Genomic DNA, 18497 nt, shown 5'->3' on the forward strand with positions numbered 1-18497 from the left:
GGTCCGGGGCGCCGCGTCGGCTCGCGGCGCCCCGGCGAGGTCGGTGCGGCCGTCCGGACTCCCCGCTGTCCGGTCTCCCTGTCGGCTGCTCCTCTGCTCCGCCTCTCTCCCCAGATTCGGCGGACCGGCGAGGGCACCTTCCGAAGAACAGGAGCGTCGTGCGCCGGTCCTGATACACGGATCCCGGAAAAGATCTCAGAAGCCGTCGCCGTGGCTGTGCAGCGGCACCCGGATGCCGGTGTCGGCGGCGGCCTCCGACAGTGCGACCGCGGGCGTCCGACCCGCCGCGATCCGCTCGTGCACGGCGGGCAGCAGGTCCGCCGCGGCGGCGTCGGGGATGAGCACCGGCGAGGCGATCACGCAGCGCGCACCGGCGTGCAGCCACACCCGGGTCATGCCGATCGCCTCGTCGCGCCAGCGCACGGCCGACCGTCCCAGCTCGCAGGCGGAGAGCACGACGGTGTCGGGAACCGTGCCGATCAGGTCGACGTCGTAGCCGAACAGCACCCCGTCGGTCAGTTCGAGTCCCGAGAACATCGGGTTGTCGGCGCTGTGCCGGCCGTGCGCGGCGACGTGCAGCAGGTCCACCTGCCCGGCGGCCGTGATCGCGGCGCCGACGGTCGCCTCGGCACCCGTCATCACGAGGGCGTCGCCGTGCGCCTGCGCGACGGCATGCGCCTCGTCACCGGCGCGCGCGACACGGGGGCCGGCGACCACCGCCGCGTGACGCAGCGGGCGCGGCGCCGATGCGAGCCACCGGGTCGCCGAGGTCGCGAGCGTGAACGGCACGTCCGCGAGACTCGGCAGCAGCGCCCACGGGATTCCGGAGAGGATGCCGGGCACGCTGAGCACCAGGCGCCGCGCGCCCGGCACCTGACCCAGCAGCGGCATCAGCAGCTCATCGTCGAGCCGCGACATCCGCCCGGCGAGCGAGCGCTCGACCACCGCGGCCATCCTTGTGCCGTGGGCCAGTGCTGTGGCATCGAGGTCGGCGCGCAGGCCGTCCAGCAGGGGCCGCACCCGCTCCCAGGACAGGTGCACGATCCTCGCGGCGTCACGGGTGGCGACGACCGCGTGCAGCGCCGCACCGGTGTACACCCAGGTGAGCACCGCGACGTCCGGCGCGAGTCCACCCTGCAGCGCGGCGAGCGTCACCTGTTCCCGGGCGCCGGCGCCGGCGGTCGCGCTCCACTGCCGCTCCCGCACGCGGTCGCGCACGGCGCGCACCCGCGCATCGGTCGCCCAATCCGCCCCGAGTTCGGTGCGCAGCATCCGCAGTTCCGCGAGATCGGATGCGGCATCCGCGTCGTGCGGTGGGCGCACCGGAACCACCTGCAGACCGATGTTCCGGGCCCGCTCTCCCCACTCGAAAAGAACACCGGGATCGTCGGAGCGCTCGGCCGCCATGAGGCCGGCGGAGAGCAGCCCGGCGCCGTGCATCGTCATCGACGCCTGCAGGTCGAGGGCGCCGAACGCCCCCTGCCAGCCCGTGAACAGGTCGAGCCCCGCGGCCGCCAGCCGTCGGGCGTCGGCCGGTCGCCCGGCATCCAGCGCGTGCGCGGAACGCGCCTCGAAGGATCGCAGCTGCACCGCCGTCGGCGCGTCGGCGGAGACGCGCATCGTCTTCCGCCGCGGGTCGGCGAGTCGCGCGCTCAGGGCGGTCGCCGCGGCCTCGCCCGCCAGCCCGAGCCCGCGCAGGCGGGAGGCCACCGCGTCGTACTCCGCCGCTGACGGCGCGCGCCCGGCGAGCCGGCGGGCCTCCAACTCGACGGATGCCGCGCGCGCGGCCCAGCCCTCGCTGCCCAGTGCCTCGAACCGGCGGCGCGCCTGCGCCGCCGTCCTCCGGGCCGCGACGGGATCGTGGTGCAGCTGCGACCGGGCCAGCTGGAACTCCGCCTCACCGCGGGTCTGCCGCATCCGCTGGGCGCCGAAGCGCACCGCGACCTCGGCGAGCAGCTCCTCGGCCTCGTCGGTGAGCCCCGCCTCGCGCAGCACCTCGGCGCGGTCCAGATCGGCGATCGCGGTCGCCAGATCGCTGGTCTCGACGAACACCGGCCGTGAACGGGTCATCAGCCCCAGGGCGGTCACCAGGTCGCCGCGGAGCAGCGCGGCGTAGCCGAGGTTGTGCTGCGCCTCGGCGCCGGCTTCGTGGTCGCCGAGCTCGTCGTAGAGCGCGACGGCCTCCTCGAGATCGGCGGCGGCTCCGGACAGGTCGTGGCGCTGCATGCGGACGACCGAGCGGTTCATCAGACAGGAGGCGCGTTCGCCCGGAGCATCGGCCATGCCGTCTATCGCCTCGGTGAGCCAGCGCTCCGCCTCGTCTGCGCCTCCGGAGTGCATCACGAGAGTGCCGAGCTGGCCGGCCAGCACGACACGCGTCGATGCGCTGATGCCCACGGCCTCCAGCGCATCGCGGCACATCCGTTCCGCGGCATCCGGCTCACCGGTCTGTGCGAGCACGTACGACAGGGTGCCCGCGATGCGGGCGCCCAGATCGGGGTCGTCGGTGCGTGCCTGCGCGGCGGTGAGCGCGCGACGGGATGCCGCGAACCGGCGATGGTTCGCGGCATCCTTGCCCCGCTCATGGAGTTCTGCTGCCGTCAGACGCATATCTCAAGGATGCCGGGTCCTGCGGCTCCTGTCGCGCCTGCCCGTCTCGCCCCTGCTGCGGTCTCAACGGATGCGGGTGTCTCGGTTGAAACACCCGCAACGGGTGAGACCGGAGCAGGGGGGAGCTCGACTCGGTCAGCGCACCGGGTTCGGCAGCCCGGCGAGCACCTCGTCGACGGTCCTGCGCAGCGACTTCCGGGTCGGGCTGCCGCCCTTCGCGAGTTCCGGCCCCAGCGCGGCGGCGATCCGGCCGGCCACGAACGGCGCCGCGAAGGAGGTGCCGCTCCAGACCGAGAAGCCGCCGCGGTAGTCGTCGGGATCGACGGTCTCGCGGGGCAGCTCGTCGAAGTCGGACCGCGTGCCGGCCTGCGCCCCGCCCGTGAACGGCGGCGTCGTGCTCACCACCAGCGCCCCAGGGGCGTAGACGCGCACCCACGGGCCCACGTTCGAGAACAGGGCGACCGAGCGGCCGGACGGGTTGAGCGCTCCCACCGACACCAGCGGAGCGAGATCGTCGGGGAGGATGCCGTTGTCGGCACCCTCCCACGCCCACAGCGACGCCGGGAACGAGGGGCGGTCGATCGCATCGTTGCCCGCCGAGCACACCACCACGATGCCCAGCTCCCGCGCCGTGCGCAGCAGCGAGTACAGCGTGAGCGAGAACTGACCGTCGACCGGTGTCTCGTGGTAGTACCCGAGGGACAGGCTGATGACGTCGATCGGCCGGCCGGCCTTCGGATCGCGGACGTTGCGTCGCTTCAGCTCGATCACGTCGGCCAGCGCGCGCAGGAACACACTCTCGTCGACGACGCCCAGCGAGCCCGCCACCCGGATCGCGAGGATGTCGGCGTCGGGAGCGGTCTGCCGGATCAGGCCCGCGATGAAGGTGCCGTGCCCGGCGACCGCGTCGATCTCACCGTCCAACTGTCCGTACAGGTCGGGGAAGCGCTCCGGGTCGTCGTCGCCGGTCAGCCCGATCGGTGCGCCATCGAGCTCTGCGCCCCGGGTGACGATGTCGCCCGGCAGCCAGGGATGCTCACCGCATCCGGTGTCGAGCACGGCGACGACGGGTCGCCGGCCCCGCTTCGGGGCGGTGCTGCGGATCGGCGCGGCTCCGATCCATGCGACCGGCTGCCGCGCGCCGCGGCCGGGCTCGAGATAGTCATCGCTGCCGATCGGACCGGCGCCGCGCACGGGATTCGTGCGCGTGAACGGATTGGTGCGGGTGAACGGGTTCGTGCGAGTGAAGGGATTCAGCCCCACCGGATCCACCGAGAGCACGTGCTCGAGCCCCGCGCGGGGCATCGACGACCGCGAGATGCGCCGTGCACGCTGCAGCACCCGCCACGCGTCCGGCGGAGCCGGCGACTCACCGCGGCCGGCGACGTCGGGTGTGCTCAGCCGCACCCGCAGCAGGCCGGGCACGCCCGGTCCGAGTTCGCGCACCGGCCGGGCGGTGCGCGACGCGGCATCCGCCTGCGCCGTGGCATCCGCAGGCCCGACCTCGATCTGCCAGCCGAACGACTCCGCCGCCTCGGCGATGTACGTCAGGTCGGGATCCACCGCCCTGCGGCGCCGGTCCCCCGACTCGATCAGCAGCAGCCGATCCGGCAGGTACGCGGTCGGATAGGCGCGCACGCCGTCGACCGGGTCGACACTCGGATCCAATGCCGACCCGCGCGGGATCGATCCCTCCGCACGGTCCTGCCAGGTCCATCCTGGGGGTTGCTCCATCGCCCATCCTCCCGTTCGGTGCCGCGAGTGCGGCATCCCTCATCCGGCCACCCCTCCGGCGACCGGGCCCTGCGTCACGACTCAGATCTCGAAACGAGGCGTGGAGAAGACGCGCTCCCCGGCGTCCTCCCGCACGGTCAGGCGCAGCCGGTACAGACCCGGCGGCACCCTGTCGAAGGCGAACCGGCCGTGCTCGGCCGGCTCGGCGGTCCACGACTTCTGGCCCTGCTCCAGCACCACCGCGGGCGATTCCGCATCCACCCAGCCGTCCACTCGGCGTCCGCCGCCCTCGGCGTCGGCGACGTGCAGCATCACCCCGACACGGCCGTCGCTGAACTGCAGGGTCGTGGTGCCGGTGTCGCCGCGCACGGCGGCAGTGGCATCCTCGACGAGGGTCAGCAGCGCGTACTCGCGCGACAGGTCGTCGGATGCCACGGCTGCGACCATACGCTCGGCCAGATCGGCCGGCACCGGATCGTTCTCCTGCCAGAGGGCGCGCAGCGCCGCCATCAGCTCGTCGTCGGTCGTGCTCATGTCGCCGCCTGCGCTCCGCCGACCTCGTCGCCCAGCAGCACCCGCAGCTTCGTCAGGCAGCGGGAGCGGGTCGGCCCGATGCTGCCGACCGGCATGCCGAGGTCGTCCGCGATGCTCTTGTAGTCCGGCCGCTCCTCGAAGGCGACCACGCGGATCAGGCGCCGGCAGCGCTCGTCCAGCCTCTGCACGGCCGCCCACAGCCGGTTCGCGCCGTCGGCGACGGTCGCCTCGTCCTCCGCGGATGCCGCGACGGGCAGCATCGCCTCCAGATCGGCGTCCTCCGTGGCATCCGCCCGGTTCTGAGCCTTGCCGGCCCGCCAGGCCTCGCGCCGGGCGGTGGTGGTGAGCCAGGCCGACACGGCCGCGGCATCCGTGATCTGGTCCTGCCCGCGCACCAGACGCAACCAGGTGGTCTGCACGACGTCCTCGGCGAGCGCGCGGTCCACGCCGTAGGCGCGGACGACGTGCCAGAGCACCGGGGTCATCAGACGCACCAGGTCGTCCATCGCCCGCGCGTCGCCGTCGCGCCAGGCGCGGAAATGCTCCGCCGCACGGCGCCACCGGCTCGTGGCGGGGGGCGGGTCGGCGGTGCCCTCGGGGACGGCATCGCTCATGATGCTCATTGTGGCCATATCCACCAGGAGCGGGCAACCGCCGCGCTGATACATGGCGGCGATGCCGGATGCCGGATGCGTCAGGCCAGTTCGGCCGCCAGCACCTGGGCCGCGGCACCGCGCAGCACGGCATCCTCGGTCTGCCCGCACCGCACCTCGACATGCGCGTTGCGCAGACGTGCGGCGGACAGTGCCGATTCGGCGGCGCTGCACAGCTCGGGGCCCATCAGCGGCGAGGCGCCGCTGAGCACCACCTGGGGCAGATCGAGGGCCGAGACGATCGCCGCGAGCGGTGTGCCGAGCTTCTCGCCCGCCTCGACGCGCACGGCCTCACGGGTCTGCTCGTCCTCTGCGGCATCCATCCGCTCCTCGAGAACCGTGAGCCAGGCGTGCACGCACCCGCTGTTGCCGCAGCGGCACTCGCGGCCCGCATCGCCGCCGACGTCGAGGTGTGCCAGCTCGCGAGCCGTGTCCGATCCCGCCGTGTACCCGGTGACGAGCGCGGTGCTCACGGTTCCGCCGAGGCGCACCAGCAGGAACTCCGCATCACCGAAGCCGGCCTCCGCGCGGGCGGCGAGATCGGCCTCAGCCGCAACGTAGGCGGGCAGCAGGGCGGTGTCGGGCCGAGTCGAGAGGGCGCCGATGAACGCAGCGGCATCCCCCGATGCGGCGTCCATCGGCACCCCGAACCCGACGCCGAGCACCGGGCATCCGGCCTGCGCGGCGAGCCGTGCGACGAGCGCGGCCACAGCGACGGGCAGGTCGGACGTGGAATCCCGTGCGATCTCCTGTCGCACGAGGATGCGACCGTCGGGCGTGCACACGGCGCCGACGATCCAATCCGGAGAGGTGAGGTCGATCGCGATCGTCTGGACCGCGTCGCCGTCCACCTCGAGCAGCACCGAGGGCTTGCCCACGCGCGTCTCCTGGCTCTGGCCGGTCTCGATCACGACGCCGTCGGCGAGCAGGTCCCGCACGACCTCTGTGATCGTGGGCCTGGCGAGGCCGGTGAGGCGGGCGAGGTCGGCACGGCTGGCGGATGATTCGCGCAGCAGCGCCTGCAGCACGACACCTCTGTTGTGTCGGCGCGCTCCCTGCACCGGGATGTGCGTCGCAGTGACCATCGTGCTCCTTTGCCGGGTGGTGGTCCGTCGATTTACTTAGTTCATCGACTAAACTTACGAAAGCGAGCGTAGGCTCGGGCTCGGTCGTTGTCAACAGGCCCGAGGCCGGGATGCGAAAAGGAACGGTGGATGCTGTACGCCGAGGATGAGCTCGATGGTCAGGCATTGGTCCGCCGAGGCAATCTCCGGCGGGCGCTTCAGCTGGTCTTCGACAACTCGGGAAGCGAAACCCGCGCAGGCATCGCCCGGGCCACCGGACTCACCGCCGCGACGGCGTCGTCCCTGGTGGCCGAACTGATCGACCAGCGCCTGGTCGCCGAGGTCGGGCAGGCGGCCAGCACCGGTGGAAAGCGCGCGACGGTGCTCGCGATCGATGCGACGCACCATCTCTTCCTCGTGGTCGTACTGAGGTACGCCGATGCTCACGCCGCGCTGATCGCCCTGGACGGATCCTCGATCTACGAGGAGCGCATCGTGTACACGTCCGAGGATCGTGACCAGGTGATCCGCACGATGCTCGGCAGGATCGCGAACCGGTTCGGAGCGCGCCTGCTGGCCGCCGCCGTGCAACTGCCCGGGGCGACCGACGGCCGCGTGGTGCTCGAGAGCGTGCAGCTCGAGTGGGTGGATCTGCCGCTCGCCGACGAGCTGTCGGAACTGCTCGGCGCACCCGTGCTGCTGGTCAACGACGTCGATGCCGAGGCCGTCGCCGAGACGATCGCGAGCGGTTCGTCGGGCGGGCGCCGACTGTTCCTGCACATGGGTATCGGGGTCGGCGCGACCGTCACGCTCGACGGCGAGCCGGAGGCCGGGCCGCACGCCCGGATGGGAGAGATCGGGCACGTGCGGGTGGTGTTCGGCGACGAGGCGCGCGCGTGTCCGTGCGGACGGCGCGGATGCCTGGAGTCCGCGGCGTCGATGCCGGCGATGCTCGGCCCCGGGTTCGACGAGGGGATGGATGCCGCGCAGGTGCGCGCCCTCATCGAGTCGGCCGATCCTGCACTTCTCGCCGGCGGGGCGATCGCCCTCGGCCGCGTGATCACGATGCTCACCGCGATGCTCGACCCCGGCGAAGTGGTGATCGGCGGCTCGGCTGCCGGGCTGGGCGAGGAGTTCCTCGATCTCGTGCGGGCAGAGACCGAGCTGCCGCCGAGTGGAACGGTGCGGGTGTCGGTGCGCGGCGCGACCGGGGGGATCGTGTCTTTCGCCGGAGCGGCGCAGTTCGCGCTGAGGACTGCGCTGGGCGTGCGCTGGAGTGCTGCGCAGCTTGCGGAGTAGGACTGTCCGATCTCGGTTGGGTGCAGTATCATGAGCGTAACTTGTGAAAAACGATCATAAAACTGCACGCTCTGCGGAAGCGGATCGTTGCTGAGGAGGCAGACATGACCGAGACCCCCGCTGCCGGTGCGCACATGCGCGCCGAGCTGTTCTCCCAGCCCGAGACCTGGGCCCGCGCGGCCGCGATGCGCGACGAGCAGGCCCTGCTGCCGGCATCCGGTGCGCGGGTGGCCGTCGTCGGCTGCGGCACCAGCTGGTTCATGGCGCAGTCCTACGCCGCGCTGCGCGAGGCTGCGGGCCACGGCGAGACGGATGCGTTCACCGCACCCGAGTTCCCGTTCGCGCGCGACTACGACGCGATCGTCGCGCTCACCCGCTCCGGTACGACGACCGAGGTGCTCGGGCTGACCTCGCAGGTGAAGGGCAGGACGCCGGTGATCGCCGTGGTCGGTGACACGACCTCGCCGCTGGTCGACCTCGCCGACACCGTGATCGGGCTGCCCTTCGCGGATGAGAAGTCGGTCGTGCAGACCCGGTTCGCGACGACCGCGCTCGCGCTGTTCCGTGCCTCGTTGGGCGAGTCGCTCGACGGTGCGATCGCCGACGCCGCCGGCGTGCTGTCCGACCCGGCGACGACCGACCCCGCGCTCGGCGAGGCCGAGCAGTACAGCTTCCTCGGCATGGGCTGGACCATCGGCCTGGCACACGAGGCCGGTCTGAAGATGCGCGAGTCGTCGCAGTCCTGGACCGAGTCGTACTCCGCGATGGAGTACCGCCACGGCCCCATCGCGATCGCCGCCCCCGGCCGCATCGCGTGGGCGTTCGGCCAGGTGCCGGACGGTCTCGAGGCGCAGGTCCGAGCCACGGGCGCCCGCTTCGTGCAGCATCCGATCGACCCGATGGCCGACCTGGTGCGCCTGCACAACGTCGCTCTGGAGCGTGCAGTCGCGAAGGGCCTCGACCCCGACCAGCCGCGCAACCTGACCCGCTCCGTCATCCTCGACGACTGATCATGACCGCTGCAGCCGGCGCCGCTGACGCGGGCGCACCTTCGGAGCCGGGCGAGGGCGCCGCAGCTGCGCAGTTCGGCTCCGGCATCCCCGACGTCGTCACCGACGCATCGGGCGAGCGGCTCGCCCGTGCCGCATCGATCGGCGCCGGCACACCCGTGCTCGCCTTCGACGTCGGCGGCACCGACATCAAGTCGGCCCTGTTCGACGCGTCCGGCGCGGCCGTCGGGCTGCGCCGGACACCCACGCCCGAAGCCGGCCCCGACATGCCGGCGCGCCTGGTCGAGCGCATCGGCGAACTCGGCGACGCGCTGCGCGCGCAGCATCCGGAGATCGTGCCGCAGGCCGTCGGTTTCGTCGTCCCGGGTATCGTCGACGCGGATGCCGGGGTCGCGGTGTTCTCCAGCAACCTCGGCCTGCGCAGCGCCCCGCTGCGGATGCTGGCCGAGCAGCGCTTCGGACTCCCGGTGGCCTTCGACCACGACGTGGGCACGGCGAGCTGGGCCGAGTACATGCTGGGCGCCGCGCGCGACTACCCCAACTCGGTGGCGATCATCATCGGCACGGGCATCGCGGGCACGATCCTCGTCGACGGCGTGCCGTACACCGGCGGAGGGTATGCGGGCGAGATCGGACATTCCCCCATCGGCGAATGGCCCTGCCCGTGCGGAGCGCGCGGATGCCTCGAGGCCGTCGCTTCGGCCGGCGCGATCGCCCGGCGGTACGAGGCGGCGACGGGGGTGGAGGTCGACGGGGCCAAGGAGGTCATCGCCCGAGCCGCCGACGGCGACGCGGTCGCGGGACAGATCTGGAACGAGGCGCTCGACGCACTCACCCTGTCGATCGCGCAGCTGACCGCGGTCATCGCGCCCGAGGCCGTGGTGATCGGGGGCGGACTCTCGCGGGCCGGCGGCGCGCTGTTCGACGAGTTGCGCACTCGGCTGGCCGCACGTCTGAGCTTCCACCGCATCCCGGTGCTGATCCCCGCGCAGCTCTCCGGCAACGCCGGGATCCTCGGTTCGGCGCTGCGCGCGCGGCGGGTGGTCGCATGATCGTCACCGTCACTCCGAACCCCGCGCTGGACCTCACCTGGCACGTCGAGAAGATCGTGCCCGGCGGCACGCACCGGGCGGATGCCGGCGCCGTGCGCGCCGGCGGCAAGGGGCTGAACGTCGCCCGGGTGGCGCACACCACCGGGGCTTCCGTCGTCGCCGTTTCCACGGTGGGCGGTGCGACGGGCGAGGAGCTCGAGGCCGAGCTGACCGCTGCCGGTGTGCCCGCCTTGCTGGTGCCGGTCGCCGCCCCGACGCGGCGCAGCATCGCCCTGGTCGACGAGGCGCTCGGCGACACGACGATCGTGAACGAGCGCGGCATCGCCCCGACGGATGCCGAATGGGATGCCCTGCGCGACGCGGTTCGCCGGTCGCTGTCTCCGCGGTCGCTGAGCGAGGAGCGCAGCGACGAGACGAAGGGCGCGGGGCGACCGGGCGAGCGCTCCGTCCTGGTCATCTCCGGCAGCGTGCCGCCGGGCACCCCCGACGACCTGCTGCCGTCGCTGATCGCCCTGGGCCGCGCGGCCGGCGCGATCGTGATCGCCGACACGTCAGGCCCGGCGCTGCTGCGCGCGGCGGATGCCGGTGCCGACGTGCTCAAGCCGAACGCGGCCGAGCTGGCGGAGGCGACCGGCATCGCCGATCCGATCGAGGGCGCACGCGAGCTGCTGCGCCGCGGCGCTTCGCTGATCCTGCTCTCCCGTGGAGCCGAAGGCATGCTCGCCGTGTCAGCGGATGCCGCCGCTGCTGTCGGAAACGACGGACCATCCGGTCTGCCGACGGCGGGTCGCGGGGCGGCGCGCCGTGCTGTGGCCGTCTCGTCTGTTGATTCCGGCAGGTCCGATGACGCAAGCGTCGACGCTGGGGGCGCCGCCCGGGTCGGAGATGACGGACCATCCGGCCCGTCGACGGCGGGTCGGGGGGCGGCGCGCCACGCAGAAGACATCTCGTCTGCGGCATCCGACGGCCTCCAGGTGATCTCCGCACGCCTCCCCGAGGCCCTCGCCGGGAACCCGACCGGGGCCGGTGACGCGGCGGTGTCCGCGGCCGCAGCGCTCCTGGCATCCGGCAACCACGACCCCGAGGCGATCCTGCGCCGCGCGACCGCGTGGTCGGCAGCCGCCGTCCTGATGCCGCTCGCCGGCGACATCCACCCCTCCTGGCCCGAGCTCGAGGCCGCCGTCATCATCACCCGCGAGAAGAGGCTCCCGGCCCGTCTCTCGCCCGAAGCGAAGGATGCCTCATGACCCTCGTCTCCGCCCGCGACCTCGTGACGGATGCCGCCTGGAACGGCAACGGCATCGGGGCCTTCAACGTGATCCACCTCGAGACCGCCGAGGCGCTGGTCGAGGCGTCCGCACGTGCCGGGCTGCCCGTGATCCTGCAGATCTCGCAGAACTGCGCCGACTACCACGGCGGACTCGAGCCGATCGCGCTGGCGACGCTCGCGGTCGCCCGCCGTGCCGAGACCCCCGTCGCCGTGCACCTCGACCACGCCGAGCGCCCCGAGCTCGTGCACGAGGCGATCGACCTCGGCTTCGGCTCGGTGATGTTCGACGGCGGCAAGCTCGAGTACGCCGATAACGTCGCGCTGACCGCCGCCGTCGTCGATCGCGCGCACGCCGCCGGAGTCTACGTCGAGGGCGAGCTGGGCGAGGTCGGAGGCAAGGACGGCGCGCACGCCCCCGGAGTGCGCACCGACCCCGACGAGGCCCGCGCGTTCGTCGCCGAGACCGGCGTCGACGCGCTCGCCGTGGCGGTCGGTTCGTCGCACGCGATGCTCGACCGTTCGGCATCCCTCGACCTCGACCTCATCATGCGCCTGCGCGAGGCGCTGCGCGGATGCGGGCGCGACGCGACCGACGTGCCGCTGGTGCTGCACGGCTCGTCAGGTGTTCCCGATGACGTGATCACCGACGCGGTGCGGGCCGGCATGACGAAGATCAACGTGTCCACGCATCTGAACGGCTTCTTCACCCGCGCGGTGCGCGACCGGCTCGCCGCCGACGAGAAGCTCGTAGACTCGCGCAAGTACATCTCGCCGGCGCGGGATGCCGTGGCTGCGGAAGCGGCGAGGATGCTGCGGCTGTTCGCGCTGGAACCGGACACCGAGGGCACCCCATGAACCGCGCATCCCGTCTCAACGCGATCCTCGAGCTGCTCGGCGAGCAGGGCGAGGTCGGCGTCGACGAGCTCGTGGAGCGGTTCGGCGCATCCGCCGCCACCACAAGACGTGATCTGGACAGCCTCGCCGAGCGGCGGCTTCTCACACGCACCCACGGCGGGGCGGTCGCCCAGTCCGTCGCGTACGAGCTGCCGATCCGCTACAAGAGCCACCTGCGCACCGACGAGAAGGAGCGCATCGCCGCTGCGGCATCCGCCCTTGTGACCCCAGGATCGGTCGTCGGCCTCTCCGGCGGCACGACGACCACAGCGATCGCCGCGGCGCTCGCCGCGCGCGACGACCTGGGCGACCACGGACTCACGGTGGTGACCAACGCGGTGAACATCGGGGCGCAGCTCGCGATGCGGCCCGAGATCAAGGTCGTCGTCACCGGCGGTGTCATCCGCTCGCGCAGCTACGAACTGGTGGGCCCCTTCGTCGAGCAGCTCCTCGAGGGGCTCTGGCTCGACATCTCGTTCATCGGCATCAACGGCCTGTCGCCCGACGGCGTCGCCACCACGCACGACGAGGCCGAGGCCGACGTGAACCGCATCATGGCGGAGCGTTCCCGCCGTGCCGCGATCGTCGCCGACTCGTCGAAGATCGGCGTGCAGACCTTCGCCGCCGTCGGCGACGCAGAGCTGTTCGCCACGATCATCACGGATGCCGGGGTGCCCGAGTCCGCACGCGCAGACCTGGAAGCCCTGGGCTACGAGGTCCGCATCGCGGACTGAGCGTGAGCGCCTGCGCTCAGGTCGCACTTCGTCGCGCTCTGGCGCGGTCTTTCCGGGGCGAACTGCGACCCGACCGGGCGTTCCCCGCGCTACAGCCCGCGCTTGCCGGCGGCCTGCGCGAAGATGAGGGACGTGCTCGTCGACGCCACCTCGGGCTGCAGGCTGAGGGTGTCCGAGACCAGCTCGCGCAGCGCCGGGGCATCCGCCACCGCGACATGCACCATGAAGTCGCGGTCGCCGGCGAGGAAGTACACCCGCTGCGTGGCGGGCAGATCCTCCAGATAGGACTGGAACCGGCGCAGATCACCGCGGGCGTGGGCATGCAGCCGGATAGTGATCAGCGCTTCGAGGTGCAGTCCCATCGCCACCGGTGAGATCTCGGCGTGGAAGCCGACGATCACGCCGCGAGCCTGCAGTGCGCGTACCCGTTTCAGGCACGTCGACTCGGCGATGCCGGCCCGCGCGGCGAGCTCGGTGTTCGAGATGCGGCCGTTACGACTGAGCTCCGAGAGCAGGGTGCGGTCGATGGCATCCAGGGGGCCCGAGGATTCGATCTCCGGCATGGGCAGTTCCTCGCTCCGACGCGCAGTTTCCGACAGCTTCATCAGCATCCTACGAAGAATCTTCGGTCGTGACCCCAGGGCGCCCTCGTAATCCTCATAATCTCTGGTGAGAGAAGGAGCACGCAATGTCGCGGTCGATCGTCATCGGAGCGGGCATGGTGGGTCTCGCCACCGCCTGGCACCTGCAGGAGCGCGGAGTCGAGGTCACGGTCATCGACCGGGTCGGCGTCGCCGCAGGGTCGTCGTGGGGGAACGCCGGCTGGCTCACGCCCGGCAAGACGATCCCGCTCGCCGATCCTTCGCTCTGGACCTACGGGCCGAAGGCTCTGCTCGACCCGGATGCCGCGCTGCACGTGCCGTTCCGGGTGGATGCCGGGCTGTGGAGCTTCCTCGCCCAGTTCGCCGCGCACGGCACGAGCAAGGCCTGGGACAGGACCATGGCCGACCTCACGCCGATCGACAAGATCGCGCTCGCCGGATTCGACGAGCTGCAGGCCGGCGGCGTCGACTCGTGGACCCGAGAGGGTCCGTTCGTGATCGGCTTCAAGGAGGAGGCGCATTCCAAGGGCTTCCTGCACGAGGTCGCGGGCGTCGTGCGGCACGGGCAGGACGTGCCGATGGAGCGCCTGGACACTCCGACCGAGCTCGCTCCGGTGCTGTCGGATGCCGTGAAGGTCGTCTACCGCCTCGCAGGCCAGCGCTTCCTCGAGCCGGCGCCCTACGTCGAGGCGCTCGGCGCGGCCGTGGTCGCCCGCGGTGCGCAGTTGATCACCGGCATCGAGGTCATGGACGTGGCATCCACCCGCAAGCCGGTCGTGCTGCTCTCCAATGGCGAGCGCATGGAGGCCGACTCGGTCGTCATCGCCACCGGCGCATGGATGCCGAAGCTCGCGCGGAAGCTCGGCGTGCGCACCCGCGTGCAGGCCGGCCGCGGATACTCCTTCACCGTCGAGACCGAGAAGCCGCAGGAGCATCCGGTGTACCTGCCGTACCAGCGCATCGCGTGCACGCCGTACCAGGGCCGGTTCCGCATCGCCGGCACCATGGAGTTCCGCCGCCCCGACGAGCCGTTCCAGCACCGCCGCATTCAGGCGATCATCGAGCAGGCGCGCGAGATGTTCACCGGCGTCGACCTCGATGACCGCCAGGACGAGTGGGTCGGTTCGCGCCCCGTAACGCCCGACGGGCTGCCGCTGGTCGGCGCGACCAAGGCTCCGAACGTGTACGTCGGCGGCGGCCACGGCATGTGGGGCATCGTGCTCGGCCCGGTGACCGGCAAGCTGCTCGCCGAGCAGATCGTGACCGGCCGCGTCGACCCCGCGATCAAGCCCTTCGACCCGCTGCGGTAGTCGACCCGGCGGAACCCTCTTCTTCCGGCATCCGCGTCCCTTGCAGGTGGCGGACCGATCTGCGTCCGGCGGACGACCCGCCGGGCTCCGGTCCGCCGTCCGTCAATCCGTCCGCCATCTGCAGATGGTTCGCCTCGGTAGGCGGCCGGAGCGGAGAGAACCGTCAAGTATCGGGGGCGATCGGCGTGCGGATGGCGGATCGATTCGCGGATGGCGGGAGAAACGCCGTGCGTTCCCCCGCCATCCGTCGGATCGTCCGCCGCCTGCAGGAAGTCGAGGGTCAGCCCAGCACGACCCGCTTCGCGTGACCGTGCCCGTCGAGGGCGAACTCCAGAGTCAGCGGAGAGGACGCGACGACGGTGACACCGTCGTCGGCCTCCACCACGTCGCCGGTCACGCCTGCGAGCTCGATCCGGGCGGTCTTCTGGGTGCGGCTCGGGTCGGAGACGGCGACTGTCGTGCGACCGGCATCCGTGCGCACGGCGACCGAGCACGGCCCGCTCGCCGTGACCCCGGCGGCCGAGCCGGCGGCGAAGAAGTTGCCCAGCGTGAGTCCCTGCTCGGCCACGCCGATCACCTGCGCGGTGGCGTTGTTCGCCAGAACGGCCACGGTCGGGGCGTCCGACTCGGTGAACGTGACCGAGTGCTCGACGTTCGGCAGCACCATGTACGCGTACCCGCCTGCCGTCGGGGTCGCGCCGTGACCGTGGGTGATCGTGACGTAGTCACGGGTCCTGGCGACGTCGTCTCCGCCGGTGTCCGAACCCGAGTTGATGGTCTGCCAGTCGCCCGTGCGCCGCACGATCCGCACGTCGATGTCGCCGCTCACGTTCTCGCCCTGCAGGAACACGTATCCGCCGTGACCGGGGATGTGCACGTTGCGTCGCACCTTCACCGCCGGACCGTCGGCGGCCATCTCGCGGTTGCGGTTGTCGGTGCGCAGGGCGGTCACCGCCCCCGGCGCGAACGAGCGGTTCTCGACCGTGGTGAACACGTCGAAGGTGGTGGTGGATGCGATCGCCGCGCCGAGGCAGACCACCTTGTCGTCGAGGAAGAACCACGACTTCCGCGCGCTGAGCGAGCGGTTGTGATTGAGGTGATCCATGCCCTGGACGCCCCAGCGGCCGTCCAGCGCGAGTCCGCCGGCGAACGCCTGGTACGCGCGCGGGATGCCGGTGCCGTCGGCGGCTCCGTTCGCCCGCGGCTCCGCCGTGACCGTCGTGCCGGGCAGGCGGTACGGGTCGACCGTCGGCCAGAAATTGGCACTGTACTGGCCGGGATCGGCCGGCGTGTAGAAGAACGTCAGGCCGTCGCCCTGGTACCAGCCGACGTTGTTCTCCTTGTTGCCCCACTCGTAGCGGCCGATCCGCTTCGACGAGATGTTGACCACCGAGCTGAACCCCGGGCGGTGGTGCACCAGGCGGTCCTGGTCGCCGAACGCCTTCGTGTACACCGGTGCGGGCGCCGGCTCGATCGAGGCATCCGCCAGCGCGGAGGTGACCAGCAGCGACTTCGCGACGGTCTGCGACGGCAGGCCGAACAGCGTCTCGTCGCAGCGCTGCAGCCAGCCCTTCACGAGCGACAGGTAGCGGGTGCGGTATGGCTCGCCCGCGCCGGGCGCCAGCAGCAGGATCGCGGTGAGGGCCGCTGCGCCGTCGACGTAGTCCGGTGCCTTCTGGCGCGACACCGCGCGGCCGCGCACCGTGTCCATCATCCGGCCGTTCCAGATGAACGGGGCGTACGCCGCCTCGACCGCGTCGAGGATGACCGACTTGTTCGGGTCGGTGACGTCCCAGGGGCTGCCGCCGAGCAGGCCGAAGATCTCGGCGATGCCGCCCAGCGTGACCACGCCGTAGGTGCCGACGTAGGGCAGGTAGGTGTGCTGCACGAACGAGCCGTCGGTGTAGAAGCCGTCGCCGCCGGTCACGTAGCCGAACACGCTGCGCCGCCCGCCGCCGACCGTGTCGCTGAGCGCGTCGCGCGCCAGTTCGATCTCGTCGGGACGCCCGTCGAGCGCGCCGCGGAGGATGCAGGAGAGCGCCTTGTCGGTGCGGTTCGCACCCGTCTCGGCGAAGCTCGTGCCGCGACCGCGCCAGTTCGGGTTCGGCGTGAAGTAGCGCGCGGCTGCCATCAACGCCGTGCGCACCTCAGCAGGCACCGCGTCGTACATGAGCACCAGGATGTCGGCGGCCTTGCGCGGCACGCCGATCTCCCAGAACCACCAGTTGCCCACCGGCGACTTGCCCGGTGCGTACACGTTGACGCTCAGCCAGGCGAGGGCGTCGGAGATGTCGGATGCGAGTGCTGCGTCGCGGTACTGGTCGACTCCGGCGGTGGCGTGTGCGAGTGCGAGGCCGAACAGCCGGTCGAAGGTGACGCCCATGTTGCCCGAGCGGGCCGTGCCTGTGACGGTGGTCAGCGGCAGGTCGGCCCAGATGCCGGGTGCGGTCGCGGGCCGAACCATGCTCTGCCAGTTGGCCGCGGCCGCCGTGCTCATGTCCTTCAGCACGCCCGCGAGAGCGGGGATGGATGCCGCGCTGCCGTCGCCGGCGAGCATGATGCGGCGCCGTTCGATGAGCGCGGCGAGCGGGTCGGCGCTCGCCGCAGTGAACAGGCGGCCGTGGCCGGTGCTCGCCGCGGCGGACTGCGTACCGGCCGCGACCAGGGCGCCTGCGCCGAGGAGGGCGAGGAACGAGCGGCGGGGGAGTTCAAGGGGGGACATCATCGGCCTCCTGAGGGGGAATGGGCTTTCCCGCAGTGTAAGCGTGATCGTTAGTGATCTCAACAAATCAATTCACGCACATTCAATCACTTGATCCGGAGGGTCTATCCTGACCTCGGGACAGGAGGCATCGGATGCCGGACTACCGCGTTCTTGCAGAGGGCCAGCGCTGCGAGGTCAAGATCCACGACCTGGATGCTGCGGAGTCGCGCACTGTCGCGACATCCGACAAGGTCCTGTTCGAAGCGCCCAACTGGGGGCGGGACGGCTCGCTGTACCTGAACGGCGAGGGGATGCTGTGGCGGCTGAGGCCCGGTGTTGAAACCGGTGCCGAGCCGCATCCGATCGCCTTCGCCGGGCTTCCTCCGGTCAACAACGACCATGTCCTCGACCCGGCGGGACCGGCCGTGTACCTCTCCGCCGAGGACGGCCACATCTACCGCGGCCTGCTCGGCGGCGGCCAGGTCTCGCGCATCACAGGCGAGGACGGCGTTCGGCACTATCTGCACGGGATCTCGCCCGACGGCGAGCTGCTCGCCTTCGTGCGGATGGACGGTTCAGGACCGGGGCGGCTCGCGCTGATTCCGGCATCCGGCGGCCGCGTAACCGTCGTCGACACCGGGCCGGGGCACGTCGACGGCCCGGAGTGGTCGCCGGACGGGCACTGGCTGTACTTCAACACCGAGCGGTGGGGGCACGCGCAGCTCGCGCGCATCGCGCGCGGCGAAGTCGAGCGCGTGCACCGCAGCGGCACCGTGGACTGGTTCCCGCACCTCTCGCCCGACGGCCGACGCGCGGTCTACCTCGAGTACCCCGCCGGCACGGAGGGGCACCCGGCCGACCTGCCGGTGTCGCTCGTCGTCGTCGACACCGCGCGCTGGAGCGCACCGCTCGCCCGCATTCCGCTGCTCGGCGGGCAGGGGACGATCAACGTGAACAGCTGGGCGCCGGACTCGCGCTCGTTCGCGTATGTCACGTATCCGAAGGGCTGAGTCTGGGCTGCTCCGGT

The 18497-nt window shown here is 71.8% G+C and carries 15 protein-coding genes; 8 read left to right on the top strand and 7 right to left on the bottom strand.

From position 1 onward, the window contains the following. Window positions 1-195 precede the first annotated feature (195 nt). From DY023_RS10750 to DY023_RS10770, 5 genes are all read right to left on the bottom strand, one after another. Entirely contained in the window at window positions 196-2610 is a 2415-nt protein-coding gene (locus DY023_RS10750; protein ID WP_116242345.1) for a CHAT domain-containing protein, read from the bottom strand. A gap of 135 nt (window positions 2611-2745) precedes the next feature. Further along, window positions 2746-4344 carry a S8 family peptidase gene (locus DY023_RS10755; RefSeq protein ID WP_116242346.1) on the bottom strand — a complete coding sequence of 533 codons (1599 nt, stop codon included), beginning with the start codon at window positions 4342-4344 and terminating at the stop codon, window positions 2746-2748. Window positions 4345-4425: 81 nt separating this feature from the next. Beyond that, the gene (locus tag DY023_RS10760; protein ID WP_116242347.1) at window positions 4426-4878 is read right to left on the bottom strand and encodes a hypothetical protein; all 453 of its coding nucleotides are present in this window, start codon (window positions 4876-4878) and stop codon (window positions 4426-4428) included. Then, window positions 4875-5492 carry an RNA polymerase sigma factor gene (locus DY023_RS10765; RefSeq protein WP_245958667.1) on the bottom strand — a complete coding sequence of 206 codons (618 nt, stop codon included), beginning with the start codon at window positions 5490-5492 and terminating at the stop codon, window positions 4875-4877. The genes DY023_RS10760 and DY023_RS10765 overlap by 4 nt, the downstream gene beginning before the upstream one ends. 80 nt (window positions 5493-5572) lie before the next feature. Further along, window positions 5573-6616 carry an ROK family transcriptional regulator gene (locus DY023_RS10770; protein ID WP_116242349.1) on the bottom strand — a complete coding sequence of 348 codons (1044 nt, stop codon included), beginning with the start codon at window positions 6614-6616 and terminating at the stop codon, window positions 5573-5575. A gap of 129 nt (window positions 6617-6745) precedes the next feature. Here DY023_RS10770 and DY023_RS10775 point away from each other — a divergent pair, with 129 nt between their 5' ends. The 6 genes from DY023_RS10775 (at window position 6746) to DY023_RS10800 (ending at window position 12854) form a co-directional block, all read left to right on the top strand. Next, complete coding sequence (locus DY023_RS10775) at window positions 6746-7894, top strand: ROK family protein (RefSeq protein WP_116242350.1); 1149 nt, start codon at window positions 6746-6748, stop codon at window positions 7892-7894. Window positions 7895-7998: 104 nt separating this feature from the next. After that, on the top strand, window positions 7999-8904 hold the full coding sequence (locus DY023_RS10780; protein WP_116242351.1) for an SIS domain-containing protein: 906 nt from the start codon (window positions 7999-8001) through the stop codon (window positions 8902-8904). Window positions 8905-8906: 2 nt separating this feature from the next. Next, window positions 8907-9956, top strand: coding sequence for an ROK family protein (locus tag DY023_RS10785; protein WP_116242352.1), 1050 nt, complete (start codon window positions 8907-8909; stop codon window positions 9954-9956). Next, window positions 9953-11203 carry a 1-phosphofructokinase family hexose kinase gene (locus DY023_RS18260; protein WP_245958668.1) on the top strand — a complete coding sequence of 417 codons (1251 nt, stop codon included), beginning with the start codon at window positions 9953-9955 and terminating at the stop codon, window positions 11201-11203. The genes DY023_RS10785 and DY023_RS18260 overlap by 4 nt, the downstream gene beginning before the upstream one ends. Continuing rightward, window positions 11200-12081, top strand: a complete 882-nt coding sequence (locus tag DY023_RS10795; protein WP_116242353.1) for a class II fructose-bisphosphate aldolase — start codon at window positions 11200-11202, stop codon at window positions 12079-12081. The genes DY023_RS18260 and DY023_RS10795 overlap by 4 nt, the downstream gene beginning before the upstream one ends. Next, entirely contained in the window at window positions 12078-12854 is a 777-nt protein-coding gene (locus tag DY023_RS10800; protein ID WP_116242354.1) for a DeoR/GlpR family DNA-binding transcription regulator, read from the top strand. The genes DY023_RS10795 and DY023_RS10800 overlap by 4 nt, the downstream gene beginning before the upstream one ends. Before the next feature lie 89 nt (window positions 12855-12943). On the opposite strand, the gene DY023_RS10805 is transcribed toward DY023_RS10800, so the two are convergent. Continuing rightward, window positions 12944-13417: an Lrp/AsnC family transcriptional regulator gene (locus tag DY023_RS10805; protein ID WP_116242477.1), complete on the bottom strand. Its 474-nt coding sequence runs from the start codon at window positions 13415-13417 to the stop codon at window positions 12944-12946. Window positions 13418-13542: 125 nt separating this feature from the next. On the opposite strand from DY023_RS10805, the gene DY023_RS10810 reads away from it, so the two are divergent. Continuing rightward, window positions 13543-14766: an NAD(P)/FAD-dependent oxidoreductase gene (locus tag DY023_RS10810; protein WP_116242355.1), complete on the top strand. Its 1224-nt coding sequence runs from the start codon at window positions 13543-13545 to the stop codon at window positions 14764-14766. Between the two features lie 280 nt (window positions 14767-15046). On the opposite strand, the gene DY023_RS10815 is transcribed toward DY023_RS10810, so the two are convergent. Beyond that, window positions 15047-17491 (bottom strand): polysaccharide lyase 8 family protein, encoded by a 2445-nt coding sequence (locus DY023_RS10815; protein ID WP_116242356.1) that lies wholly within the window; start codon window positions 17489-17491, stop codon window positions 15047-15049. A 131-nt stretch (window positions 17492-17622) separates the two neighbouring features. Between DY023_RS10815 and DY023_RS10820 the strand changes: the two genes are divergently transcribed. Continuing rightward, window positions 17623-18480, top strand: coding sequence for a TolB-like translocation protein (locus tag DY023_RS10820; protein ID WP_116242357.1), 858 nt, complete (start codon window positions 17623-17625; stop codon window positions 18478-18480). Window positions 18481-18497 lie beyond the last annotated feature (17 nt).

Source organism: Microbacterium bovistercoris (genome assembly GCF_003387575.1).
Lineage (GTDB): Bacteria > Actinomycetota > Actinomycetes > Actinomycetales > Microbacteriaceae > Microbacterium > Microbacterium bovistercoris.

Bases quoted from the DNA above. Each gene is read 5' to 3' on its own strand.
- DY023_RS10755 (WP_116242346.1), bottom strand. From the start codon at position 4,344: ATGGAGCAACCCCCAGGATGGACCTGGCAGGACCGTGCGGAGGGATCG.
- DY023_RS10785 (WP_116242352.1), top strand. From the start codon at position 8,907: ATGACCGCTGCAGCCGGCGCCGCTGACGCGGGCGCACCTTCGGAGCCG.
- DY023_RS18260 (WP_245958668.1), top strand. From the start codon at position 9,953: ATGATCGTCACCGTCACTCCGAACCCCGCGCTGGACCTCACCTGGCAC.
- DY023_RS10765 (WP_245958667.1), bottom strand. From the start codon at position 5,492: ATGAGCGATGCCGTCCCCGAGGGCACCGCCGACCCGCCCCCCGCCACG.
- DY023_RS10795 (WP_116242353.1), top strand. From the start codon at position 11,200: ATGACCCTCGTCTCCGCCCGCGACCTCGTGACGGATGCCGCCTGGAAC.
- DY023_RS10760 (WP_116242347.1), bottom strand. From the start codon at position 4,878: ATGAGCACGACCGACGACGAGCTGATGGCGGCGCTGCGCGCCCTCTGG.
- DY023_RS10820 (WP_116242357.1), top strand. From the start codon at position 17,623: ATGCCGGACTACCGCGTTCTTGCAGAGGGCCAGCGCTGCGAGGTCAAG.
- DY023_RS10810 (WP_116242355.1), top strand. From the start codon at position 13,543: ATGTCGCGGTCGATCGTCATCGGAGCGGGCATGGTGGGTCTCGCCACC.
- DY023_RS10805 (WP_116242477.1), bottom strand. From the start codon at position 13,417: ATGCCGGAGATCGAATCCTCGGGCCCCCTGGATGCCATCGACCGCACC.
- DY023_RS10750 (WP_116242345.1), bottom strand. From the start codon at position 2,610: ATGCGTCTGACGGCAGCAGAACTCCATGAGCGGGGCAAGGATGCCGCG.
- DY023_RS10815 (WP_116242356.1), bottom strand. From the start codon at position 17,491: ATGATGTCCCCCCTTGAACTCCCCCGCCGCTCGTTCCTCGCCCTCCTC.
- DY023_RS10780 (WP_116242351.1), top strand. From the start codon at position 7,999: ATGACCGAGACCCCCGCTGCCGGTGCGCACATGCGCGCCGAGCTGTTC.
- DY023_RS10775 (WP_116242350.1), top strand. From the start codon at position 6,746: ATGCTGTACGCCGAGGATGAGCTCGATGGTCAGGCATTGGTCCGCCGA.
- DY023_RS10770 (WP_116242349.1), bottom strand. From the start codon at position 6,616: ATGGTCACTGCGACGCACATCCCGGTGCAGGGAGCGCGCCGACACAAC.
- DY023_RS10800 (WP_116242354.1), top strand. From the start codon at position 12,078: ATGAACCGCGCATCCCGTCTCAACGCGATCCTCGAGCTGCTCGGCGAG.